The sequence below is a fragment of the Hymenobacter rubidus genome, assembly GCF_016734815.1.
In the GTDB taxonomy this organism is placed as follows: Bacteria; Bacteroidota; Bacteroidia; order Cytophagales; family Hymenobacteraceae; genus Hymenobacter; species Hymenobacter rubidus.
Genome location: NZ_JAERQF010000011.1, coordinates 60,494 through 84,247, shown reverse-complemented (window position 1 = coordinate 84,247; position 23,754 = coordinate 60,494). Strand labels below are relative to the sequence as shown.

Genomic DNA, 23,754 nt, shown 5'->3' with positions numbered 1-23,754 from the left:
CGGGTTTTTGGAAGATTGAATTATCAGCTATTAATACTCGGATACATATTAAGGAGCATCCTGAAGCTTTAAATTGAATCGGTTAATTCCCTGCGTTTGTAGCAGGTCAATCAAATGCATGACCTTCGGTGCACTGGTTTCGGCGTTTATTAACAATGCCACATAACTGGGTTTGTGGACCAATGTCTGAATTACTTTTTTCGAAATCAACAAGCACTCCAATAGTTGTTTTTCACCGAGTGGATGCTGCTTTCTGATAAGAAGTGAAGATTGGCTGCTCGATTGTCCTTCTAGAATGGCCGGTAATGCTCGAATATCTGCATCCAAATAGTAAATGTGATTCAATTTGGAGCGTTGTAAGGATGAGAAGATAACGCTTTGATTCGCTGCGACTTTTTGGATAGTTATGGATTGGAATATGGGGCCGCTGACTGAAAAGGAATAGTGCCCGTCAGTATCCAAACCAATTACAGCTTCAGCATTTTCAGGCATACAGCCGGAACCACTACAGTACGGTAGCTCTTCAAGTGCCACGTTACCAATTGGTGACGATTTGAACCGTGTGTTAATAGCATAAAAGCAGACAATTAGAAAAATAACACCCGCAAACGGAGCCATATTCGGCAGCGAAATGACATGGCTTGAACGAATCCGATTTTTAGTGCTTGTCATTTGCTAAAATAATTACGGCCCTTGCTTCGCTAAGACTAACGAAGCAAGGGCCGTAATCGTGTGTGCTAAATCGAGTCTTACGTCAGCTCAAACTGCAACCGCAACAGGTTGGCATACAGCCCGCCTTCGCGTTCACTCAGTTCCTCGTGTGAGCCGGCTTCCACGATGCGGCCGCCGTCGATGACCAGAATTTTATCGACTTTGCGGATGGTGCTCAGGCGGTGGGCAATGATGAGGCTGGTGCGGTGCTGCATCAACTCATCCAGCGCGCCCTGCACCAGCTTTTCGCTTTCGCTGTCGAGTGAGGACGTGGCTTCGTCCAGAATCAGGATGGCCGGGTTTTTCAGGATGGCGCGGGCAATGGCCACGCGCTGGCGCTGCCCGCCCGAGAGCTTGATGCCCCGGTCGCCCACCACTGTATCGAGCGCCTCGGGGAAAGCCTGGATGAACTGCCAGGCGTTAGCCCGCTGGGCGGCTTCGATGATTTCGGCGTCAGAGGCGTCGGGCTTGCCGTAGGCAATGTTCTCGCGGATGGTGCCGCCGAAAAGCAGCGTTTCCTGCGGCACAATGCCGATGTGGCGGCGCAGGCCGGTCAGGTCATAGTCCTGCACGTCGTGCCCGTCCACGATAATGCGGCCGCCGCTGAGTGGGTAAAACTGCATCAGCAGGCCCGCAATGGTACTTTTGCCCGCGCCGCTGGGGCCCACGAGGGCAATTTTTTCGCCCGCCGAAATGTGGAAATCAATGTCCGAAAGCACCGGCACGTCGGGCCGCGTGGGGTAGCGGAAAGCCACGTGCTCGTAGCGAATGTCGCCGTGAATGCGGGCGGGGACCAGCCCCACAGCTGGCTCGACGTGCGTCGGCTCCGGCGCTTCGTCCAGGATTTCGAGGATGCGCTCTGATGCGCCCAGCGTGCTCTGCACCTTGCCGTAGATTTCGCCCAAGCCTGCCACCGAAGCGCCGATGAAAGCCGTGTAGATGATGAAAGCCGTGAGGTCACCGATTTGCAGGTGGTTGGGGTCGGTGACGGGGGTGTGCACCAGCGTGGCCCCGCGCCATAGCACCAGAATGATGCCGCCAAACAGGCCAATAATCACAAACGACACGAAGCCGCCGCGGTACAGATTGCTTTGCAGCGCGGCCCGCACCACCTTGTTCAGGGAGAAGTTGTAGCGCCCGGTTTCGAACTTCTCGTTCGTGAACGCCTTCACCGAATTGATGGCTTGCAGGGTTTCCTCCACAATGGTGTTGGTGTGGGCCAACTCCTGCTGCACGGTTTTGGAGAGCGTCCGGATTTTGCGCCCGAAGAGCCCGGCCGCCAGCACGATGGGAGGGAAGGTGAGCAGCATAAACAGCGAGAGCTTCCACGACACGACCATGATGAAAGCAATGCCCCCCAGCAGCGTAAATACCTGCCGGAACAGCTCGGCCAGCGTGAGCGAAAACGAGTCCTGAATCTGGGCGACATCGCTGGTAATGCGCGAGGTGATGGCACCCACGCGGTTTTTCTCAAAAAACGGAATGGGCAGCTGCACAAACTTGGCGTAGAGCGCCTGCCGAATGTCGCGCACCGTGAACTCGCTGACCTGGGTGAAAAACCAGATGCGCCCAAAGGAGAAAAAGCCCTGCAGCACCGTGACCACAAACAGCCCGATGGCCACGCGGTTGATGTCGAGCACCAGGCCGCCGGGCAGCACCAATGCCTCGCCGGTGGCCACGTTCACGAGCTTGCCCGCAATCCAAGGGAACGACATGGTGCTGATGCTGCTGAGCACCAGCAGCACCATGCCGGTGATGAACTTGGTGCGGTAAGGCATTACGTAGCGGAAAATCCGCAGGCCGCGCCGCAACGACTCCTTGTTTACTTTCGGTTTGGGCAGGTCGGCGCTGGCGTCGCTGCCGCTGGTATTTAGTCCACTTCTGGCCATCGGGCGGGGATAATTCGGCTAATAATAATTCGGCAAATAGGCCGGCCAGGGGTGAGGCTTGGGTGAAGGCCGCCTCTCAGCCTGAGCGCGGCGAAGCACCTGCTAACGCCTGCATCAGTTCAGTTACTGCGAACTGTTCTTCGGTGCGAAGGTCCTTCGCTGTGCTCAGAATGACAGACAACTTCTATTTCTCAACCTTCAACACAGCCCCGTTGGCAAAGGGCACCGGCAACTGAATCAGGACCGGTACGGGCACGCCCTTGCGCGTAGCCGGCTGCCAGGCCGGTAGCTGCGCGGCGGCCCGCAACGCCTCCGCATCGCATTCGGGCGAGAGCGACTGCGCCACCTTGAAGTCGCTCAGCATGCCATCGGTGCCCACGGTGGCCGTGAGCAGCACGTTGCCGGTAATATTCTTGACGCGGGCGGCCTCCGGATATTTTACATGTTGCTGAAAAAATACGCCCAACGCCGGGGCACCGCCCGGAAACTGCGGCGCCTTATCGGGCCGGTTGGCGGCGCCGTGGGCCTGGGCCTGCATGTGGCCGGCCTTCAGCACAACGGGGCCTTTGAGGGTAGTGCCGGCAGGGCCGGGCTGCTGGGCAAATGCGGCCGGAGAAATGGCCAGCAGCAGCAGAAACGAAAGAATGGACTTGCTCATGGAAAGTTAAACCGCAGGGGCGGCGGCGGGGTTCACCGCCGGGGCGGGGCGCGAAATGGCCAGCAGTCCCAGGTACACCAGCGCGCCGTTGAGGAGCAGGATTTCGAAGCCGAACTTATAGCCATTCAGCCACTGCACCGAGTGCGTGACGATGAGCAGGGTGAGCAGGACAGCCGCGGTGCAGGTGGGCAGCACCAGCCGGTCGCGCAGCCCCCGCCCAGTGAAAATGCCAAAGGCAAAAAGCCCCAGCAACGGCCCGTAGGTGAAACCCGCCGCCTTGTACACGGCATCAATCAGGCTTTGCTCGTTGAGGACGCGGAAAACCAGGATTATAATAATAAGCACCACCGACCAGCCCAGGTGCGTGAGCTGCCGCAGCCGCGCCTGCCGGGCCTCGGGGTATTGCTTGATGTCCAGAAAATCGACGCAAAACGAGGTAGTCAGGGCCGTGAGGGCCGAATCGGCGGAGGCGTAGGTGACGGCAATGATGCCCAGAATAAAGATGATGCCCGCCGTGAGGGAAAACTGCGTGGTGGCCAGGAAGGGGAATACCTTGTCGGTGTCGAGGGTGCCTTTCAGGTTGAGCAGCTGGGGGAGTTGTTCCAGGTGCAGGCCGCGGGCAGCGGCGTATTTGTAGAGCAGCACGCCCAGGGTGAGGAACAGAATGTTGACGCCCACGATGACGGGCGTGAACCAGAACAAGTTCTTCTGGGCTTCGCCGAGGCTGCGGCAGCTCAGGTTTTTCTGCATCAAGTCCTGGTCGAGCCCGGTCATCACAATGGTGATGAACATGCCCGAGGCAAACTGCTTCCAGAAGAATTTGTCGTCCCGAAAATCGGAGAAATACACCTGCGACATGGGGCTGTCGCGCACCGACGTGATGAGCTGCTTGAAGGAGAAATTCAGCGCATCGGCCATGAAATAAATGCTCAGGCCCACGCAGCTCAGCATGGCCAGGGTTTGGAAAGTGTCGGTCCAGAGAATGGTTTTGAGGCCACCCTTGAAGGTGTAGAGGTATATGAACAGGATGCTGACCATCACCGTGACGGCAAACGGCACCCCCATCGAATCGAACACCGCCAGCTGCAGCACGCCCGCCACCAGATACAGCCGCAGCGCCGAACCCAACGACCGGGAAATCAGGAAAAACAGCGCCCCGGTCTTGTAGCTCCAGTAGCCAAACCGCTGCTCCAGATACGAGTAGATGCTCACCAGCCGCAGCCGGTAGTAGAGCGGCATCAGCACGGTGCCAATCACCACGTAGCCCGCCACAAAGCCCAGGGCCACGGCCAGATAGCTCCAGCTTTTGCCGTACACATTGCCCGGCACCGAGATGAACGTGACGCCCGAGAGCGAGGTGCCAATCATGGCAAAGGCCACCATGTACCAGGGAGCATTGCGGTTGGCCACAAAAAAACTCTCACTGGTGGCCCCGCGCGAGGTGAGCAGGGCAATGATGATGAGGACGACAAAATAGCCCGCAACCAGGCTCAAAATTAAAGTTGGCGACATAGGGCGCAAAGGTAGGGCTTGCCGGCGCCGCTGCGGCTAGTCGTGGCGCAGTAGCCCCGGTAAGGTAGGAGCGGGGCATCATCGTGGCTTGTCTGGCAGGAGATATAGCAAAAAAAGCCGCCCCCTGCTAGCAGAAGGCGGCCTTTAAAGCTCTCGGCGGAAAGCGGTTTACGACTTGACCGGGGTGTAGGGGAATTTGCGCGAGGCGTTGCGCATCAGCGCGTTCACCATGCCTTCGGGCGAGCTGCCCACCGAGCCGGACGCTACGTAATCGTATTTCCAGAGCAGCTTGCCGCCCGTGGCTTCGTGAATGTTCACGGTGATGTTGGCTTGGTTGGTGGCACCCCAGGCACCCACTAGCAGGCCCACGGCCACGGCTGCACCGTCGCTCATGGGCTTGCTGGTTTGCACGGCGGTGGTGAGCACGGCATCCACGCCGAGCAATTTGGCCAGGTCCTGCGGCGACTGCGTGCGCATGTCTTCGTCGGTGAGGTTGGCTTTGTGCAGCAGGGAGTTGGTCAGGGCCACGTCCTGAAAATCGACGGTGTAGCGCGACTGCTGTTGGCGGCGCAACAGCCACGCGTAGATGCGGGACTGGAAGTCGAGCGAGGTTTGCTGTTTCAGGGTGCGCATCTGCTCGTCGCTGGTGTTGCGGGCCTGGTTGGGCCGCAGGCCAATGCTGACGCTGGCCGGCAAAATGGCTACTACCTTGTGATTGGGCGCATAGGTGCGAAAATCATTGGCCAGGTAAATGCTGGGGCCGCACGCGGTGCAGAGCAGCGCCAGAAAAAGGACGGCCGATAGACCCAGGGTACGAATGTTCATAAACAGAAGAAAGGGGATGAATTAAGAAAAAAATAAGCCGAAAACTTCCCGGCAAAACTACTGGATTGGAGCGGATAGCGCGCACATTTTCAGTTACTCTGGATGGAAATATTTTCCCGCACTACTCGCTGTGATTAGCTCGCACTCCCACGCGCGCAATGTAGGGTTACCATACCGGCTAGTATGGAGAGGAGTTTGCTGGCGCTTCAGCCAAGCCAATGGATTTCGCAACTATCGTCGCAGTGCTAGTGGAGCTTGTTGCAGGCATTTCGTAACAGCGACTGGCGGAATGATATATCGTAAGCCGCTTACTTACCTAATTGGTAAGTATTAAGTACATTTGAAGTAATGCGTATCATTGCTAAGGGCACTCTGCGGGATTTTTGGGGGAAACATCCCACGGCTGTATTGCCCTTACAAGTTTGGTATAAGGAAACCAGCGAAGCCGATTGGAAAACACCAAACGACGTAAAAGCCCGGCACGGCAATGCCAGTATTGTGGGCAGTAACCGCGTCGTTTTTAACATCAAAGGCAACGACTTTCGGTTGATTGCGGCTATCAACTACGCCACAGACATTGTGTACATCCGCTTCATCGGCACCCACAAAGAATACGACCGCATCGACGCCACCACGATATGAATACCATCAAGCCCATTCGCACCGAAGCCGACTACCGTGAGGCCCTGGCCCGGGTCGAAGCCCTATTTGAAGCCCTGCCCGGCACGCCCGAGTTTGATGAGCTGGACATCCTCGGCACGCTGGTGTGCGCCTACGAGGACCAGCACTACCCCATTCCCGAGCCCGACCCCATCGAGTACATCAAGTACAAAATGGCCGAGCGCGGCCTGCGCCAGCGCGACCTGGCCGCGTGGCTGGGCGGCGAAAGCCGGGTGAGCGAAATCCTGAACCGCAAGCGCAAGCTCACCGCCAAAATGATGAAAGCCCTGCACGACAACCTGGGTTTATCGGCCGAGATGCTGCTGGCCGCGGCTTAGGCAGCTTCGGATACGATGCGCGTCAGAATCGCCATTAACTTGTCCTGATACGTTGCGGTTATTCTTTCTAGCTTCTCATCTGCCGCCCGTAGCAAGTCAGGAGCCCAATAATTTCTTTCCTGCTCCAATGGCAACTCCCTGATGCGGCCGTAATAGTCCTTCACGGCCGCTAATTCCGCTGGTTTCAAGGGGTGAATGCCGTAAGGCTCCAACCAGGCTAGATTCTTCGTCAGGCGTAAAATACCGAGCGGTAATGCCACCTGTTTGGTCGTAACGGAGCGCGCGGTTGAAACCAGCTTTCGCAGCAGGCCGACTTCTTTTGGTGGATTCATGGGCAGTAATAGCGTACTTGGCAGCTAACGGAAAGCCAAATTAGGCAACGCTGCCACCCTTTTTCTATTTAAGGGGTTATTATAAATTCAATTAGACTAAACGTTTTGTCCGACTTCCCCTTCACCCCCTCCGACCCCTACGCCCTCGAAAAAGAGCTGCGCCACGTCCAGTCTCTGATGAAACTGGAGCAGCAGGAAGACCTGGAGCAATTCAAGCTCAAAAATGCCAAGGCCAGCATTGCCGAACGCCAGCAGCGCGGCCTCACCTGGTATCCCGTCACCATCACGCAGGAAGAAATTGGCTTCGGCGGCAAGGTGGTGCTGGAGCTGGAGCGCCCGGCCGGTCAGCAGGGCCTGCACCTGTTTCAGGTGGGCAAAAATGCCTCCTTGTTTGGCAACGTGCCCGGCCGCGCTGCCACCGACAAGCCTACCCTGAGCGGTGTGATTACCAGCGTGCGGCGCAACAAGCTGCTGCTGGCCACCACCAAGGAAGACCTGCCCGACTGGGTGACCGAAGGCCACAAGTTGGGCATCGACCTCACCTTCGACGAGGTGAGCTACCGCGAAATGGACTATGCCCTGGGCAAGGTGATGGGCGCCTACGGCGACCGCCTGGCCGAGCTGCGCGACATCCTGCTCGGCGCCAAAGAGGCCCGTTTCCGCGAGGAAAAAGCTTCCGACCTTTTCTACCCCAGCCCCCTGAATGACTCGCAGCTGGCCGCCGTGCACCACGTAATGGCTGCCAAGGACGTGGCCATCATCCACGGCCCACCTGGCACGGGCAAGACCACCACATTGGTGCAGGCCATTCTGGAAACCATCCGGCGCGAGCGGCGCGTACTGGTGTGCGCGCCCAGCAACACGGCCGTCGATTTGCTCACCGAAAAGCTGGCCGAACGCGGCGTGAACGTCATCCGGATGGGCAACCCGTCGCGGGTGTCGGATTTGCTTTTGGAGCACACGCTGGATGCCCAGGTAATGGCCCACAAGAGCTACAACGAGATGCGCTCGATGCGCCAGACGGCCGACCAATACCGCGAAACGGCTAGCAAGTACGTGCGCAACTTCGGCTACGAGGAGCAACAGCACCGCCGCCAGCTGAAGGAGGAAGCGCGCATGCTCTTCCAACAAGCCGATGATTTGGAGCGCTACATCACCGAGGACTTACTGGAATCGGTGCAGGTAATCACGTGCACGCTGGTGGGCGCCAGCAACCGCAACATCCGCCACCTCACCTACGAAACCGTGTTCATCGACGAAGCCGCCCAGGCCTTGGAGCCGGGCTGCTGGATTCCGATTGCCAAAGCCAACCGCGTGATTCTGGCCGGCGACCATCACCAGCTGCCGCCCACCGTGAAAAGCGAGAAAGCCGGCGCCCTGCGTGAAACGCTGTTTGAGAAAGCCATCAAGCGTCAGCCCGGCACCGCCCGCATGCTCACGGTGCAGTACCGCATGCACGAGCAAATCATGCAGTTCAGCTCCGACCAGTTTTACGACGGCAAGCTCGAAGCCTACGAAACCGTGCGGCACGCCGGCCTCGATGCCTACGACCTCCGCTTCGCCCCCGACCTGCCCGTGGAATTCCTTGACACCGCCGGCTTTGGCTTTCAGGAAATTACCATCCCCGAAAGCCGCTCCACCGCCAACCCCGAAGAAGCCGACCTGCTGCTCAAGCGCCTCGCCCAGCTGCTGGAGCCCTACGACCCCGCCGACCACGAGGAAGACCCGCTCAGCATCGGCGTCATCGCGCCCTACCGCGCCCAAATCAACTACCTGAAGGACGCCATCGAGGAAAACGACGAGCTCAGCGGCTTCCTGCTGCACCGCCAGCTCAGCGTGGGCACGGTAGACTCCTTCCAGGGCCAGGAGCGCGACATCATCGCCATCACCCTCACCCGCAGCAACACCCACGGCGAAATCGGCTTCCTTTCCGACATCCGCCGCATGAACGTGGGCATGACCCGGGCCCGCAAAAAACTGCTGCTGGTGGGCGACTCGTCAACGCTCAGCGCGCACCCATTTTTCAAGTCGCTGATTGAGTACGTGGAGTTAGTTGGCGGCTACCGCACCGCCTGGGAATTGCAGGATTAGTATTTCCACAACTCATTTCTTTAAATCCAAAAGGCCCCGTCACAGCTGTGACGGGGCCTTTTGGATTTAAGTAGCGGGCCAAATAGTGGACTCAGCGACCTATTTTGCCTTGGTTGTCCCAATGGCTGGACTTTACCTCCATGCTGCCGGGCACGCGCTTGATGGTGCGCGTGAAACGCTCGCCCACAATGCGGCCGTCGGGCCGGCGCTTGCCAAAGTACAGCGTTACGGGTTCGCCGTGCTCGTTGGTCACAAAAGTGATGTCATAGCCCTTAAAGACGTCATCGAAGCTGGTTTTGGGCTCGAACGTTTTGCTTAGCTTCTTGTGCAGTTCGGGATGCAAGGGCATGGCTAGCAGTAAAGGAGGATATTAGGGCAAGTCAATCACCGACATGGTGTGCGGCGCGTCCGATTTTGTGTTCACGAAGTGCTTTTCCGGCTTGTCGAAATCCGAGATATACAGCCGCTTGCCTTTCAGCAGCACTTCGGCCGGCTGGTCGAGCTTGCCGCCCGCACCATCGGTGTCGCCGTTCTGGGCCAGGGTGGTCACGGCATTGTTATTGCGCAGGTCCACTACTTCAATGGCGTTTTCGCGGGAGTTGCAGAGGTACAGTTTATCGGTAGCTCGGTCGATGATGAGGCCATCGACGCAGGGAATGGACTTCCCAGTTAGCGTAAGGGTTTCCTGCTTTACGAGGCTGCCGTCGGGTTTCAGCGACACTTTGTACAGCTTGCCGTCGCCAAAACTACCGGTGTAGAAGTTGCCTTTGCTGTCGTAATCCATGCCGTCGGCGCCGTTATCTACCCCCGTTTCGTTCACCGTCGTCGTGAACGTGGCCAGCACGTGCGGGTCCAGGGTTTTGGGCTTGAGGTGCACGGTACCCTTGTTCAATTCGGCCAGCGAAAACCGGAGAATGGCGCTGCCTTTGTCGTTGTCGGGCAGGTCCCACTGGCTGTCGGTCACGTATATCGTGTTGCCTTTCCAGACCACGGCGTTGGCCAGGGCGAAGTTGTCGACCACCGTGGTGATGGCGCCGGGCTTGCCGTTTTTCATTTGCACCCGCATCAGGCGCGATTTGAAGTCCTTGCTGTTTTCATACTGGTTTTCGGCATAGTAAAGGTTGCCGTCGGGGCCGAAAGCCAGGTCCATAGGAGCCGCCTTTTTGGTGGTTGGCTCTACCGGCAGGTTGGTGGCAAAGGGCTTGATGGTGGTGCCGTCAATCTCCATCAACGAAGCGGGCTGGCTGTTATCGGCCAGATTCGGCACCGACAGGATGAGGTGGCCATTAGGCGCCAGCGCCAATCCATCGGGCGTGTTGTGGGCGTCGTCGAGGGTAAAGAGCAGCTGCGGGTTGCCGATGGTAGGCACCGAGTCGGTTTTGGCAACGGTAGTAGCCGACGAATCGGTTTTTACCACGGCTTCTTTGTTCACGGCTTCCTGTTCGGTTTTGGGGGGGTTGGATTGGCAGGCGGCCAACAAGCTGGCACTCAGCAGAACGCTGGCCAGGGCATTGAGCGGGGATTTACGCATCGGTGAAAGAATTTAAAGAAAAGGCTGAGTTGGAAATAGTTGCCCATCGGTACGCACCGGGCCAATGAGAGGTTATCGGCCCACGGCCTCGGCAGCCCGGTTTTGCCGGCCCCGCCGATGCCCCACGGCCTCGGCCGCCCGCGTCGCCCCTGAAAGTCAGTTAAAGAGGCTCCTCACTAACGCACCTGCAATTACTGACCTTCAGCTACTAGCCAAAAGCGCCTCAACAAAGCCCGAATTATTCGGCCGGAAATACCTAACCACAACTGTAAAATGCCGTTCACCCAACGCCATTTAACCCAACCTGCCTCCTTTCCATGAGCAAGAAACCCTTAGCTAAGAAAACCCACGAAGACGCCGTGAGCACCGCCAAAACCGACGAGCTGGCCCAAAACCGCGAAGACGGCTACGGCCAGTTCCTGACCACCAACCAAGGCTTGCGCATCAACGATGACCAGAACTCGCTGAAAGCTGGTGAGCGCGGCCCTTCGTTGCTCGAAGACTTCATCCTGCGCGAGAAAATCACCCACTTCGACCACGAGCGCATCCCCGAACGGGTGGTGCACGCCCGCGGCGTGGCCGCCCATGGCTATTTTGAAGCCTACGGCAACAACGCCGACCTGAGCCGCGCCGACTTCCTGCAGGCCGGCGTGCAAACGCCGGTGTTCACGCGCTTTTCCACGGTAGCCGGCTCGCGGGGCTCGTCGGACCTGGCGCGCGACGTGCGCGGCTTCGCCGTGAAGTTTTACACGCAGGAGGGCGTTTTCGACCTCGTGGGCAACAATATTCCGGTTTTCTTCATCCAGGATGCCATCAAGTTTCCCGACTTTGTGCACGCCGTGAAGCCAGAACCGCACAACGAAATTCCGCAGGCCGCCTCGGCCCACGACACGTTCTACGACTTCATTTCGACCAATCCTGAGAGCATGCACATGCTGCTCTGGGCCATGTCGGACCGCGCCCTGCCGCGCAGCTTGCGCATGATGGAAGGCTTCGGCGTGCACACCTTCCGCCTTATCAACGAAGCGGGCAAGTCGCGCTTCGTCAAATTCCACTGGAAGCCCAAGCTGGGCGCGCACTCGGTGGCCTGGGAAGAAGCCCAACAGATTTCGGGCAAAGACCCCGACTTTCACCGCCGCGACCTCTGGAACTGCATCGAAATGGGCGCCTACCCCGAGTGGGAACTGGGCGTGCAGGTGGTGGAGGAAGAAGACGAGCGCAAGTTCGACTTCGACATTCTCGACTCTACCAAGCTCATTCCGGAAGACCTGGTGCCGGTGCAGTTGCTGGGCAAAATGGTGCTCAACCGCAACGTGGACAACTATTTTGCCGAAACCGAGCAGGTGGCCTTTCACCTCGGCCACGTGGTGCCGGGCATCGATTTCAGCAACGACCCGCTCCTGCAGGGCCGCCTGTTTTCTTACACCGATACCCAGCTCACCCGCCTCGGCGGCCCGAACTTTCACGAGATTCCGATTAACCGCTCCATTGCGCCCATTCACAACGGGCAGCGTGATGGCCACATGCGCCAGACCATCAACAAAGGCCAGGTGGCCTACGGCCCCAACCTGCTGAACGACAACTTTCCCCAACAGGCCAAGCTGAGCGAAGGCGGCTTCAACTCCGTGCACGAGCGCGTGGAAGGCCACAAAATTCGGTTGCGCAGCAAAAGCTTTGTGGACCACTACAGCCAGGCCAAGCTGTTCTGGAACAGCCAGAGCGATGCCGAGAAAATGCACATTGTGAAAGCCTTGCGCTTTGAGCTCAGCCACGTGCAAAAAGAATTTGTGCGCACCCGCACCTTGGTGCAGCTTGCCCAAATCGACAGCGACTTGGTGCGCCGCGTGGCCGAAGGCCTGGGCGTGGCCGTGCCCTCGGCCGAGGGCGTGCAGCTCAACCTGCAAGTCGGCGCCGATGCCAACGCCGCTACCCTGCAATCGAAGCCCGCCGCCGCCAACATTGGCAAGGATTCGGCCCTGAGCATTGCCTCGGATGCCAAAATCAACCAGGGCAAAACCAGTATCAAAACCCGCCACGTGGCTGTGTTGGCCACGGATGGGGCCGACGTGGCCGCCATTGGGGCGCTCATGAAAGCCCTGATGGACCAGGGCGCCCAAGCGGCCATTGTGGCCACGCACTTGGGCACCATCACCGGCGCGGGCGGCGAGGAGCTGCTGGTGAATGGCACCTTCCACTCCACTTCCTCGGTGCTGTATGATGCCGTGTATGTGGCCGGGGGCGACGCCAGCGTGGCCGCCCTGAAGCAGAATGCCGACGCCGTGCGCTTCGTGAACGAGGCCTTCCGCCATTGCAAGCCCATCGCGGCGTCGGGTGCCGGCATCGAGTTGCTGCAAGCCGCCGCCTACCCCGGTGCTGAGGACATTTTGAAGGCCGACGGCGTGATTACCAGCCCCGATGCGCAAGTGAATGGCTTGGCTACGCAGTTTATCGCCGCCGTTGCCAAGCACCGCTTCTGGACCCGCGAATTGAAGGCAATGCCGGCTTAGATTCTGGCTGGGATAAAGCCCAAAATCAGCACGTCAGGCCGTGCCTGCTGAAGCATCTCTATTGCGAAAGTAATCTGATTAGTTGCGCAAAAGAGATGCTTCGGCAAGCTCAGCCTGACGTTGTGGTTTTTCTCGAAAATATCCGCCGTTCCCAGCAGAACTTCCTTTCTTTGTGCATCAGCCGCACGGGCTGGCACTTTTTCCCTTTCAAATCCCCACTTTATTTCCATGACTGCAATCAGCGATAAAAAAGTCGTCACCATCACCTACGACCTGAGCGTGACCGACGAAAACCAGGAAAAAGTGCTGGTCGAATCGGCTGAGCCTGATTCGCCGATGGTCTTCCTGTTCGGCCACAGCGGCCTGCCCGAGGAGTTTGAAGCCCAGCTCGACGGCAAAAACCCCGGCGATGAATTCCAGTTCAGCCTTACACCCGAGCAGGCTTATGGCGAATACGACGACCAGGCGCTGGTTGAAATTCCCAAGGAGGTGTTCCTCATCGACGGCAAGCTGGACGATGAAATGCTGCAGCCCGGCAACTTCCTGCCCATGGCCGACAACGAAGGCAACCACATGCAAGCCAAAGTGGTGAGCATCGGCGAGAATGCTGTGCAAATGGACTTCAACCACCCGCTGGCCGGCATGGTGATGCACTTCCACGGCAAAGTGCAGGACGTGCGCGACGCCACCGCCGAGGAGCTGGCCCACGGCCACGTGCACGGCGAAGGCGGCCACCACCACTAAGGTTCAGAATTCTAATTGGCAACCAACCAGCCCGTCATGCTGGGCTGGTCGAAGCATCTCTAATAGTAAACCTAATCGAAGGAATTACTTACGTGGTAGAGATGCTTCGGCTACGCTCAGCATGACGTTCTTTTTTGCTCCTGCTTCAACCCAGTATTTCCGCTACGTACTTCTGCAGTTCCGGGAAATACTCCCAAAAATCCGCTTCATATCCCGCGTAGTTGGCCTGCAATTCATCCACGGCCGTTTCCATGCCCGAGCCGGCGGTGGCCCGGCGGCTAAGGCCCCCTAAGGCCCGGCGAATTCCTTCCAGTTCGGCGTAGCCCACTAGCCAGTTATGCTGCACCATGTAGGGTAGAAACTGCTGCACGCGGGGCGGCAGCTCGGCCTGATGCTGCGTGAGCAGCGCGTACACGCGGCGGGTAAACTCGGGCAGCTTTTCTGATGAGAATTTCTCAAAATTCCGGGCCAAAAAATGGTCCAGAAACATATCCGAAATCACGCCGGCGTATTTGCCATAGCCGGCCTCGCGCAGGCGCTGGGTGCTGCGGCGCACCACGGGGTGCTGGTCGGTGAAGGTATCGATGGCCCGGTGCAGGCGGATGCCGGTTTGCACGGCGGGCGGGTAGCTTTCGAGCTGCTTGCCGGGCACGGAATCGGCCATGAAGTTGCCGAGTAGCACGTCGGAATAGGCCGCCGCGTGTGAGGGGCCGGAGAGAAATAAGTGCGCCAGAAAATTCATTGTCGGGGACAAGGTACGGGTGCCGTCGGGCTTTTATTCAACCCCAGCCGGGCCGCGCCCGTAAGCCCAACAGCGGCCGGCCCGAATTGCTTGCGCCTATTCTTTCACCTCCCAATTCTCCTTTCCCATGTCCGATAAGTCGCCCGTAACCCACGACCTGACCCAACTGTTCGATAAAATCAAAGAAGTGCGCATGGCCATGCTCACCACCACCGACGAGCACGGCAGCCTGCACAGCCGCCCCATGGCTACCATCAAGCCCGGCAAAGACGGCGCCCTGTATTTCCTCACCGATTCGGAATCGGCCAAGGTTTACGAAATCAAAAAGGACAGCCAGGTAAACCTCAGCTATTCCGACCCGAGCAGCAACGTCTACGCCTCGGTAACCGGCACAGCCAATGCTTACCGCGACGAAGCCAAAATTGCCGAGCTGTGGAGCGAGCCCATGCGCGGCTGGTTTCCTAAGGGCAAGGACGACCCGCACATCAACATCCTGAAAGTGACCATCGAAAAAGCCGAATACTGGGATTCGCCCAGCAGCTTCCTGGTGCGGGCCTATGCCTACGCACGGGCCGTGGTCACGGGCGAGCGCACCAAAGACGACGACGTGAACCAGCACGCCCAGGTGCAGGTGAAGTAATGTTGAGCCAAGTTATTTGGGAAAGGTCGGAAGCAATTCCGGCCTTTTTTTGTTGTCTGAAACCCTGCTCTATGCCGCTCACCACGCTCACCGTTTTCACTTTCCGGCCCGGCCATCGGCGCTGGGCGCTGGCCCAAATGGGCACGGCGCCCGCGCAGTTGCAGCGGATACTTGGGCTGCGGTTCTTTAAGTTGATGGGCAGCGGGGCCAACAACGGTTTCGGTTTCTGGCCCCACCTGCGGCGCTACGGGCTGATGGCCGTGTGGGAAGACGCCGCGGCGGCCGAAGCCTTTTTTGCGCAGCATCCGCTCTGGGCGCAGTACCAAAAGCGCAGCGCGGAAATCTGGACCCTGCGGCTGGCCCCGCTAAAAGCCCACGGGCTGTGGGATGGCCAAGCTCCGTTTGATTATGCCTCAACCGCTGCGGCCAGCGCTGCGGCGCCCGTGGCCGTGCTCACGCGCGCCAGCATTCGGCTGCGCAAAACGCCCCGCTTCTGGCAGTACGTGGAGCCCACCAGCGCCGCGCTGGCGCAGGCCGTGGGCGTGCGGGCCGCCATTGGCCTGGGCGAGCTGCCAGTGGTGCGCCAGGCCACATTCAGCGTGTGGGAATCGGCCCAGGCCATGCAGCAGTACGCCTACCACGATGCCCGCCACCGCGAGGTCATCCAGCTCACGCGCCGCGAAAACTGGTACGCCGAAGAGCTGTTTGCCCGGTTCCAGGTGCTGGGCAGCACGGGCACGCTCGATGGCATTGAGCCACTGGCGGGGCTGCTGGGGCCGGGCTAATCGCGCAGGTTGTAGCGCTTCAGCCAGGCACTGGCATCGGTCGTGAGTTCGGGGTGGGGGTCGGGCTCGATGGCCAGGCCGGTCAGGTGGTGAGCGGCATCGCCATCGGAGCGGCTGTACCAGGTAAAATGGGCGTCTGGCGCTGGTGAGCCAGCTAATGGCAGTACCTGGTCGTGGCCCGCACCGTCGTATAGGTTTACGCTGATGCCCGCATTGAAGGGGGGCCTTATTTCAAAAATATCGTTGCCGGCCAATCCATAAAGATTGAGTTGGCGGGTGGTCTGGCGGTCGTATGTGCGGTCAGAAATCAAGCTGTCGGGCTGGCCTGCTCGCCTGGCCAGCACTTGCACCCGCGCCCGGCCCGGCCCGGCTTCGCTGATAATGAACCGCTCATCTTTGTCGGTGCCCACCACCCAGCTTTCCTGGCTCAGGACTTCGAAATACCGTTGCGCGACGGCGGGCAATTGCTCGCGCCGGGACCGCAGCAGCGGGCCAAACCGGGCGGCTATGGTTGCGCGGGTTTCGGCCGGCCCGTTGGTGAGGGCTTTGGCAATGACGGCGTTGGTCAGCCGCCGCCGCAGCGAGTCGGCTTCCTGCCGAAAATCGTCGGCGCTTAAGGTGCTGAGCAAGGTGCGGTCGAGGGTCCGGGCGGTGGTGCTCAGGCCATCGACAGTGCCAAGGGGAATGGTGGCGTGGAAGCTGTGGTACTTGGGCACCAACCACGATATAATGCGGGTAATCAGGCCGTCATCGAAGAGGAAAAAGGCCTGGTCGCGGTCGCGCGGGATGGGCCGGTAGCTGACGCGGCCGGCGGCCGGGAAGCTGGCCCAGCGCCATTGGTCGGGGCGGCGGCTCCAGTCGCCGAGCCACATATCCAGCAGCCGGGCGCGCAGGTAGGCGCGGGCTTCTACCTGCGCGCCCGGCCGGCGGCGAATGGCCGTGAGCATCCGGCGCGAGTTTACCACGGCAGGGGAGTGGCCGAAATTGGCCGCGCTGAGCTGGTTGCCATCGGGGCGTTCCTCGAGCAGGTACAGGGCGTTGGCGTAGTCGGCCCGGAATTTTCCCAGGTCGGGGTCGTTGGGCAAGAACACGAGGCCGGGGTTGGTGTGGTACACGCCGGCGGCTTCGGCCAGGGGCGCGGCCACGTAGGCCCCGTAGGGCTGGGCCACACTGGTCTGGTCCTTCATCAGCCCGCCCAGCAGCCGGCGCATCCAGCCGGCGCGCAGGGCGGCGCTGGCGTCTTTGTCCACGGAGCGCAGCACAAATTCGCGGCCATCGGCGGCGCACAGGCGCAGGGTGTGGGTCTGGTAGCTGCCGCCGGCCCGCGTGGGCGTGAGGGTATCGGGCGTCACGGTGGCCAGGCGCACCACGGGCACTGTGACCGGCGTGGCCCAGAGGGCGCGGTAGTGCGTGCCCCAAAAAAAACGCCATACGGCGCCCCTGGCGTATTGCGGCCCCGCGGCCACCCGCACCGTGGCCGAGTCGGCGGCCCACTGCGGCGGCGGGTTGTGGGCTGCGTCGGGCCCGGCACAACCGGCCAGGCTCACGGCTGCCAACACGCCCAAACCCTGGAAAAAGGAAGCAGCGGAAAAGGATAACCCGGGCATAGGTAGCGGTTTTCACAGGGCCAGTGCGCCGCTGAGCAAGCCCAGAGCCAAGCTGTGGGCGCCCGTATAGCGCAAAGGTAGCGGGTACGGTTGTGCTCAATCGTCCACCTTTACGGCGCAGTTGCGTTAAAGGCGCACCCCCGCCTCCCGCAAATCTCCGGATGCCTCATTTCTTTGCTCTACTGCCCCGGTTCTGGCGGTGCCTGCCCGCGCTGCTATTCCTGGGACTGGCCGTCGCCGGCTGCACCCGTCGCCATTTTTTTCAATCCGATGCCCGCATCGGGACCGGCAGCACCGAGGCGCTGCCCCTCAGCGCCGATTCGGTGCAAGTCACGGCCGGCCGCCAATACACGCAACACTCGGCGTTTTTCTACTTGTTTTGGGGACGGCACTACCGGCCGGTATGGGCCGCTCCGGCTACCGTGCCGGTGCTGCGCCTGGCCACCGCTGCGCCCGGCGGGCTGAAGCCCGGCAAAATCGGCGGGGGCTTCCAAAGCATCAGCATGACGCTGGAGGGCCGCCAAAAGCGCGAATACGCCCTGCGGGCCCTCGACAAAGAACCCCGCAAAACCCTGCCCAAAGTGCTGCGGCCCACGTTTGTGCTGAATGTGGTGCGCGATGCCACTTCGGCGGCCATGCCCTACGGTGCCCTCACGGTGCCGCCCCTGGCGCAGGCGGCCGGGGTGCCCCACACCCGCCCACGGCTGGTGTACGTGCGGCCCGATGAAACCGGCCTGGGCCCGATTTCGGAGCGGTTCCAAGGCAAGGTGGCGCTGCTGGAAGAGAAGTACGAAGCCCTGGCTTCGCGCACGCCCGACCTGGCCGGTACCACCAATTTTGTGGGCGGCGAAAACGTGTTGAAGAAGCTGTACTTCCACCCGGCCGCCTACCTCGACCAGCCGGCTTTTCTGCGCGCCCGCCTGCTCGACGTATGGCTCGGCGACTGGGACCGGCACGAGCGGCAGTGGGACTGGGCCGAGTTTCCGGAGGCCGGGGGGCGCGTGCGCTACCAACCCATTCCCAAAGACCGCGACCAAGTGTATTTTCGGTTCGATGACGGGCTGGTGCCCTGGCTGGCGTCGCGGCCCTTCGTTGCGCCGCAGTTCCACACCTTTCGCGCCAATTACGGTTACCTGCCCGGCCTTGTGTACCAGGCCGAGTTCATCGACCAGCGCGGCCTCTCGCAGCTGACGCGCGCCGACTTCCAGCGCATGGCCGCCGACTTGCAGCGCCGCCTGCCCGATACCCTCATCGAGCGGGCCATGCACCGCCTGCCGCCCGCCGTGTTTGCCCTCGAAGGCGTGCGCATTGGCAACTACCTCAAAGCCCGCCGCCAAACCCTGCCCCAGGCCGCCGAGGCTTTCTACCTCACCCTGGCCCGCAAGCCCAACTTGGGCGGCACCGCGGTGGCCGAGCGGTTTGTGGTGCACCGCTACCCCGATTCTACCACGGTGCGCGTGTTTTCTTCGGCCCGGCATGCGCCCACCGCCGACGATTCGCTGCGCTTCCGGCGCACCTACTTTGGCACCGAAACCCGCACGTTGACGCTCGATGGCCTGGGTGGTGACGACATTTTTGAGGTGAACACCACCGGCACCCGCCAGCTGATGCGTCTGCGCCTCTACGGCGGCGAAGGCACCAATCAGCTGCTCCACCAAGGCAGTGCCCGCCGCCTGAAGCTGTACGCGCAGCAAGCCTCCGACTTTTCGGCCGCCAGCCGGCAGCAGGCGCCCTACCTTTCCCGTCGCCGGCACACCCCCGCCGAACGCAACACCGATAATTAATGGCCGAATTGCCGGGCCCGCCTCGTCGTTTTATTTCCCGCTGCCGTTCAAACCCCAGCCTTTGTTCCCGTTTAGCTTTTGACCACGTTTCGTTTGCGCACATTTTTTTCACTGGCCGGCGCTTTCGCCGCATTTGTGCTGAGCACGGGCTGCGTGCGTCGGCAGTTTTTCCAACCCGATGCCCGGCCCGACGCTGCCAGCGCCCTGCCCGCCGGGGCCGACAGTGTGCGCGGCGCCACCGCTGGCCGGCAATATGCCCACCACAGCGGCCTCTACAATGCGCTGGTGGGCCGGCATCACCGTCCCACCTGGGCCGCGCCGGTGGCCGCGCCGGTGCTGCAGCTAAGCTCGGTCAGGGCAGGGGGGCTGCTGCCCGGCAAAGTAGGCGGAGGCTTCAACAGCACCAGTCTGGGCCTGAACGGGGCCGACGGCCGTGCCTACGTGGTCCGGACCGTGGACAAGGACCCCATCCGGGCCACGCCGGAGTGGCTGCGGGGCACGTTTCTGGTGAATGCGCTGCGCGACAATATTTCCGCCACCAATCCCTACGCCAGCCTGACCGTGCCGGTGCTGGCCGAAGCTGCGGGGGTGCCCCATGCCAACCCGCGCCTGTACTACGTGCGCGCCAATGCCCCGGCTTTTCAAACCGATTCACTGCAGCATTTTCGGGGCCAATTGGCTTTTCTGGAAGAAAAAGCGGCGTCCCTGCCGGCCGCCCTGCCCGCCCCAACGGCCGTGGTCAACAGCACCAAAGCTTTCACGGCGCTCTATGCCAGCCCGACTCACCAAATCGACCAGCCCGCGCTGCTGCGCGCCCGCCTGCTCGACGGCTGGATGGGTGACTGGGACCGCCACCCCGGCCAATGGAGCTGGGCCCTGATGCCGCCTACCAAAGGCGGAGTCATGGCGTTGATGCCGCTGCCGAAGGACCGTGACATGGTGTTCTACCGCCTCGATGATGGGGTGCTGGGCTGGCTGGTGGGGCATCTGGCGCTGCGGCACTGGGTCACGTTTGCGCCGCGCTACAAGCATCCGGCCGGCCTGATGGGTTCGGGCCACTACCTCGACCAACGCGGGTTGAATGCTCTCAATCGCAGTCAGTTCCTGGCCACGGCCCGTGCCATGCAGCAGCGCCTGCCGGACACCCTCCTTGCGCGGGCCGTGCACCGACTGCCGGCGGCCGCCTTTGCCCTGGAAGGCCCGCGCACCATTGCGGCCCTCCAAGCCCGCCGCGAGCAGCTGCCTGCCCTGGCCGATGGATTTTACCGTGAGCTGGCCCGGCGGCCGCGCATCGGCGGCACGGACCAGGCCGAGCGGTTCGTCATTCACCGCTATGCTGATTCGACGGTGGTCACGGTGCAGGCGGCTGCTACTGCGGCGCCATTTTACCACCGGGCTTTTCTACCCGCTGAGACCCAACGCATTCAAATCGAAGGCTTGGGCGGCGATGATGTGTTTGTAGTCGAGCAGGATGGACCTGGCCGCAAGCCTGCAATCAGAATATTTGGTGGCGCAGGGACTGATGAATTGAAAGCCGCCAAGAAAACCAAGGGCGTCCGGTTCGACCAGGAAAGCGCCCCGCCAACGCAGGTATACAATAAGCTGCCGGAAGAGTAGCCGTGCAAGGGGCACCAGACCGCCAAGCATGTAGGGCATTACTGCTGATGAAGTTGTTTAGGCCGTCGGACCGGCAAACGACACCCTTCCGAAACAGCTTCGATGTGTGGGTATTCTGCTAGCCAAGCGCCTCGCTGAGATGAATGTTTCCGCAAAAAAAACTGCCTGCTGAGTTTTTTGAAGCAATTATTCGGGTTTGGCTATATTGCAGCGGTTTCGGAGTCGGTGTACAGGCGCTGGAAGTAGCGCGAACTACACCGTTCGCGCTACTTCCAGCGCCTGTACACCGACTCCGAAATTACTCTAAGCCTGACGTTCGGATGAGAGGAGCCGGTGCACATGCCACAACCAAACCCCATTTTCGCCGCGCGAAAACTCCCCTCCTTGGTAAGGAGGGGAGTCATATGTTTTGCTACTTCTGATAAAACGGCTCAATGGTGCGGAAGTACGGATTCACGCCCTCTTCCGAGTTCATGTCCAGCAGCATCAAATCGACGAACTGGTAAACGTTGGTCTTGCCCTCGAGCACCGGGCCGAGTTCCTGCATGAAGCTGGGGTCGGGATTGGTGCTGATGAAGGCGAGGAGCAGGCGGGGCACGTCGGGGTTGTTGGCGAGCTGCATCTGGGCCAGGTAGGCGGCTTCGATGTGAGGCTGGCTGGCCGCCCAGGCAGCTACGCCATCGGCAATGGCCTGCGGGTACTCGGCCGGTTGGCTGAGCAGTACTTGGGCATCGCCGCCGGCGGGCGAGAGCGGCCCGGTGAGCTGGCCGTTGAGCAGGGCCGCCAGCTCGTCCTTCGGCAGGAGCTTGCCAGCGGGCGAGAAGGGGTTCAGCACGCAGTCTTGGCCCTGCACCATGTTGAAGAACGCGTGGCCGGGAATGCGCACGTAGCTCACGGGGCCATTGTCCACACCACCGTCGCTGAGGCGCGGGGGCGAGGAGAAAATGGGCAGCTTGCCGTCGCTCAGAATCTGGAGCTGGATTTCCTGGCCTTCGGCGAGGGTAACTTCGCCGGGCTCGATGCCTTCCATGGGCGCCAGAATCATGAGGATTTCCTCTTGCAATAAGGCTTGGTAAAAGGCCGGGCGGGCGTTTTCGTCGGTAGCGGCCAGCAGCAACAGCTGCTCCAGCACGTTCTCGGGCTTGAAGGGCAGGGGCAGCGGCTCGGGCACCTGGTAGGTGGGCACCGGCGCTGCGGGTTCGGGCGGCGCGGTAAACTTGGCGCCTTGGTAGCGCGGCCCGCCAGCGGGTTTTTCGGGGGCGGGGGTGGGGGTGCCGGGCGTAGCAGCAGAAGCCGGCTTGTCGTCGGCGGGTTTATTTTTCAGGAAGTCGAACAGGCCCATAGGGAATTCAAGATGCAAATGGATTGGGGTGCAATCTACGGCGAAAAATGGGTTAGGTAAGGAGGGAATGAGGCGCTGGAACGTTGGTGGAGCAGGAAATAGCACAAGTCATTCGGCCCTTTTTTCCGGCGTGCACACAGTGCAGGGGCTTGCCAAGCCTGCGCTAGCGACTTACTACAAACCGTGCTTCGGCGAGGCAAGCCTACGCACAATCCGGCACGACACGCGTGTTCACCGGCACTTGTCAAGCTGCGCCTGTACGTCGTGAATGGTGCGCGGAACTGCCTCGTTGCCCCAGTGGCTTTCAATGTAATTCAGCAGGTTGGTGAGCTGGGCGGGGCTCAGGCCTTTGTTGCTGGGCATCACGTTGTGGTAGCCCACGCCATTCACCACCATCACTTCGTTTTGGCCGTTGTGAAGCAGGCAGGGTAGCTCGCGGCGGTGGTCGGTGAGGTAGTCGGAACCGGCTAGCGGTGGGATGAGTCGTTCCAGGCCCTGCCCTTGGTCGCCGTGGCAGCTGGCGCAGTGCTGGGCGTATAGCTTTTCACCCTGGTGCCGGTTGTTGCTGAAGCAGCCGGCAAGGGCGAGCAGCGGAAGGAAGGCGAACAGAACGGCGGGGCGGAACCTCACCCCCGGCCCCTCTCCCGCGGAGAGGGGAGCCTGACACGAGTGCGCGCCCCCTTCTCCGCGGGAAAAGGGGGCCGGGGGTGAGAAACTCTCGACGCGCTGCCTGACATTCTCGCTCATGTCTGCGCTTTATTTCTTTGCTACCCCTTTTTTGCGGCCGTCAATCTCGGCAAGCAAAACGGGAATGTCGCGCTGCAAGGCTGCAACCTGGCCCGCGTTCAGGCCGTCGTAGGCACCGCGAATGTAGCCCCGGTCATCGACCAGGGCCAGGGTGCCGTTGTGGGCCAGCCCGCCGGGGGCGAGGCTATCGGGCACTACGCCCGTGAGCAAATGGTTGGCCAGCTCAAACGACTTGGCGCGGTCGCCGAGGCTGGCGAAATGCCAACGACTGGCATCGCCGATGCCAAGGCGCTGGGCGTAGTCGCGCAGCACGGCGGTGCTATCGTGGTCGGGGTCGATGGTGATGGACAGAAAGCTGATGCGCGGGTCGGTGGGGAATTTCTTGTACACCTTCAGCAGCTCGCTCTGCATTTTGGGGCAGATGCCGGGGCAAGTGGCAAAAAAGAAATCGGTGACGTAGGCGCGGCCGGCAAAAGTTTGGTTCGAAACGGGTTGGCCCGCCTGGTCGGTGAGGCGGAAGGCCGGCACGGCGGCGTACACGGTGTCGGCGGGGCCGCCGTCGGCGCGCGGGCGCACGTCGCGTTCGCCCAGGATGGGCAGCGCGGCCACCGTTTTGGGCGGCTCGGTGCAGGCGGTGGTGAGCAGCGTGGCAGCCAGCGCAGGCAGCAGGAAGCGGTTGAGCATGATGAGGC

At 60.8% G+C, this 23,754-nt stretch carries 23 protein-coding genes; 9 read left to right on the top strand and 14 right to left on the bottom strand.

What is annotated here, in order from left to right; translation table 11 throughout:
- Positions 1 to 48 precede the first annotated feature (48 nt).
- The 5 genes from JKL48_RS10180 to JKL48_RS10160 all read right to left on the bottom strand — a co-directional run bounded on the left by JKL48_RS10180 (position 49) and on the right by JKL48_RS10160 (position 5,595).
- A complete protein-coding gene (locus JKL48_RS10180; RefSeq protein ID WP_201982036.1) occupies positions 49 to 672 on the bottom strand; it encodes a hypothetical protein in 624 nt (207 codons plus the stop codon).
- Between the two features lie 77 nt (positions 673 to 749).
- Positions 750 to 2,600, bottom strand: coding sequence for an ABC transporter ATP-binding protein (locus tag JKL48_RS10175; protein WP_201982035.1), 1,851 nt, complete (start codon positions 2,598 to 2,600; stop codon positions 750 to 752).
- Positions 2,601 to 2,784: 184 nt separating this feature from the next.
- A complete protein-coding gene (locus JKL48_RS10170) occupies positions 2,785 to 3,258 on the bottom strand; it encodes an energy transducer TonB (protein WP_201982022.1) in 474 nt (157 codons plus the stop codon).
- A 6-nt stretch (positions 3,259 to 3,264) separates the two neighbouring features.
- Complete coding sequence (locus JKL48_RS10165; RefSeq protein ID WP_201982019.1) at positions 3,265 to 4,770, bottom strand: sodium:solute symporter; 1,506 nt, start codon at positions 4,768 to 4,770, stop codon at positions 3,265 to 3,267.
- A 168-nt stretch (positions 4,771 to 4,938) separates the two neighbouring features.
- Positions 4,939 to 5,595, bottom strand: a complete 657-nt coding sequence (locus tag JKL48_RS10160) for a hypothetical protein (RefSeq protein WP_201982017.1) — start codon at positions 5,593 to 5,595, stop codon at positions 4,939 to 4,941.
- A 408-nt stretch (positions 5,596 to 6,003) separates the two neighbouring features.
- Between JKL48_RS10160 and JKL48_RS10155 the strand changes: the two genes are divergently transcribed.
- Positions 6,004 to 6,237, top strand: coding sequence for a type II toxin-antitoxin system HigB family toxin (locus JKL48_RS10155; protein ID WP_317191922.1), 234 nt, complete (start codon positions 6,004 to 6,006; stop codon positions 6,235 to 6,237).
- A complete protein-coding gene (locus tag JKL48_RS10150; protein ID WP_201982013.1) occupies positions 6,234 to 6,593 on the top strand; it encodes a helix-turn-helix domain-containing protein in 360 nt (119 codons plus the stop codon). Before JKL48_RS10155 ends, JKL48_RS10150 begins: the two co-directional genes overlap by 4 nt.
- Here the strand turns inward: JKL48_RS10150 and JKL48_RS10145 are convergent.
- Positions 6,590 to 6,925: a hypothetical protein gene (locus JKL48_RS10145; RefSeq protein WP_201982009.1), complete on the bottom strand. Its 336-nt coding sequence runs from the start codon at positions 6,923 to 6,925 to the stop codon at positions 6,590 to 6,592. The genes JKL48_RS10150 and JKL48_RS10145 overlap by 4 nt on opposite strands.
- 105 nt (positions 6,926 to 7,030) lie before the next feature.
- Between JKL48_RS10145 and JKL48_RS10140 the strand changes: the two genes are divergently transcribed.
- Complete coding sequence (locus JKL48_RS10140) at positions 7,031 to 9,016, top strand: AAA domain-containing protein (RefSeq protein ID WP_201982008.1); 1,986 nt, start codon at positions 7,031 to 7,033, stop codon at positions 9,014 to 9,016.
- A 91-nt stretch (positions 9,017 to 9,107) separates the two neighbouring features.
- On the opposite strand, the gene JKL48_RS10135 is transcribed toward JKL48_RS10140, so the two are convergent.
- Complete coding sequence (locus JKL48_RS10135) at positions 9,108 to 9,365, bottom strand: hypothetical protein (RefSeq protein ID WP_201982007.1); 258 nt, start codon at positions 9,363 to 9,365, stop codon at positions 9,108 to 9,110.
- 21 nt (positions 9,366 to 9,386) lie between these two features.
- A complete protein-coding gene (locus JKL48_RS10130; RefSeq protein ID WP_201982006.1) occupies positions 9,387 to 10,547 on the bottom strand; it encodes an SMP-30/gluconolactonase/LRE family protein in 1,161 nt (386 codons plus the stop codon).
- A gap of 317 nt (positions 10,548 to 10,864) precedes the next feature.
- On the opposite strand from JKL48_RS10130, the gene JKL48_RS10125 reads away from it, so the two are divergent.
- Entirely contained in the window at positions 10,865 to 13,054 is a 2,190-nt protein-coding gene (locus JKL48_RS10125; protein ID WP_201982005.1) for a catalase, read from the top strand.
- Here the strand turns inward: JKL48_RS10125 and JKL48_RS10120 are convergent.
- Positions 13,051 to 13,284: a hypothetical protein gene (locus JKL48_RS10120; protein WP_201982004.1), complete on the bottom strand. Its 234-nt coding sequence runs from the start codon at positions 13,282 to 13,284 to the stop codon at positions 13,051 to 13,053. The genes JKL48_RS10125 and JKL48_RS10120 overlap by 4 nt on opposite strands.
- Between JKL48_RS10120 and JKL48_RS10115 the strand changes: the two genes are divergently transcribed.
- The gene (locus tag JKL48_RS10115; protein WP_201982003.1) at positions 13,283 to 13,798 is read left to right on the top strand and encodes an FKBP-type peptidyl-prolyl cis-trans isomerase; all 516 of its coding nucleotides are present in this window, start codon (positions 13,283 to 13,285) and stop codon (positions 13,796 to 13,798) included. The two genes, JKL48_RS10120 and JKL48_RS10115, sit on opposite strands and share 2 nt — an antisense overlap.
- 145 nt (positions 13,799 to 13,943) lie before the next feature.
- Here JKL48_RS10115 and JKL48_RS10110 read toward each other — a convergent pair whose 3' ends face one another.
- A complete protein-coding gene (locus tag JKL48_RS10110) occupies positions 13,944 to 14,540 on the bottom strand; it encodes an acyl carrier protein phosphodiesterase (RefSeq protein ID WP_201982000.1) in 597 nt (198 codons plus the stop codon).
- A gap of 127 nt (positions 14,541 to 14,667) precedes the next feature.
- Between JKL48_RS10110 and JKL48_RS10105 the strand changes: the two genes are divergently transcribed.
- On the top strand, positions 14,668 to 15,180 hold the full coding sequence (locus tag JKL48_RS10105; RefSeq protein WP_201981997.1) for a pyridoxamine 5'-phosphate oxidase family protein: 513 nt from the start codon (positions 14,668 to 14,670) through the stop codon (positions 15,178 to 15,180).
- 71 nt (positions 15,181 to 15,251) lie between these two features.
- A complete protein-coding gene (locus JKL48_RS10100) occupies positions 15,252 to 15,965 on the top strand; it encodes a spheroidene monooxygenase (protein WP_236668713.1) in 714 nt (237 codons plus the stop codon).
- On the opposite strand, the gene JKL48_RS10095 is transcribed toward JKL48_RS10100, so the two are convergent.
- Positions 15,962 to 17,572 carry a hypothetical protein gene (locus JKL48_RS10095; RefSeq protein WP_201981995.1) on the bottom strand — a complete coding sequence of 537 codons (1,611 nt, stop codon included), beginning with the start codon at positions 17,570 to 17,572 and terminating at the stop codon, positions 15,962 to 15,964. The genes JKL48_RS10100 and JKL48_RS10095 overlap by 4 nt on opposite strands.
- A 161-nt stretch (positions 17,573 to 17,733) precedes the next feature.
- Here JKL48_RS10095 and JKL48_RS10090 point away from each other — a divergent pair, with 161 nt between their 5' ends.
- Complete coding sequence (locus tag JKL48_RS10090; RefSeq protein WP_201981993.1) at positions 17,734 to 19,356, top strand: hypothetical protein; 1,623 nt, start codon at positions 17,734 to 17,736, stop codon at positions 19,354 to 19,356.
- A gap of 93 nt (positions 19,357 to 19,449) precedes the next feature.
- Complete coding sequence (locus JKL48_RS10085) at positions 19,450 to 20,973, top strand: hypothetical protein (RefSeq protein WP_201981991.1); 1,524 nt, start codon at positions 19,450 to 19,452, stop codon at positions 20,971 to 20,973.
- Positions 20,974 to 21,385: 412 nt separating this feature from the next.
- Here JKL48_RS10085 and JKL48_RS10080 read toward each other — a convergent pair whose 3' ends face one another.
- From JKL48_RS10080 to JKL48_RS10070, 3 genes are all read right to left on the bottom strand, one after another.
- Positions 21,386 to 22,315: an enhanced serine sensitivity protein SseB C-terminal domain-containing protein gene (locus JKL48_RS10080; protein WP_201981989.1), complete on the bottom strand. Its 930-nt coding sequence runs from the start codon at positions 22,313 to 22,315 to the stop codon at positions 21,386 to 21,388.
- Between the two features lie 231 nt (positions 22,316 to 22,546).
- Positions 22,547 to 22,945 (bottom strand): c-type cytochrome, encoded by a 399-nt coding sequence (locus tag JKL48_RS10075; protein ID WP_317191921.1) that lies wholly within the window; start codon positions 22,943 to 22,945, stop codon positions 22,547 to 22,549.
- Between the two features lie 126 nt (positions 22,946 to 23,071).
- A complete protein-coding gene (locus JKL48_RS10070; protein WP_201981984.1) occupies positions 23,072 to 23,746 on the bottom strand; it encodes an SCO family protein in 675 nt (224 codons plus the stop codon).
- Between the last annotated feature and the right edge of the window lie 8 nt (positions 23,747 to 23,754).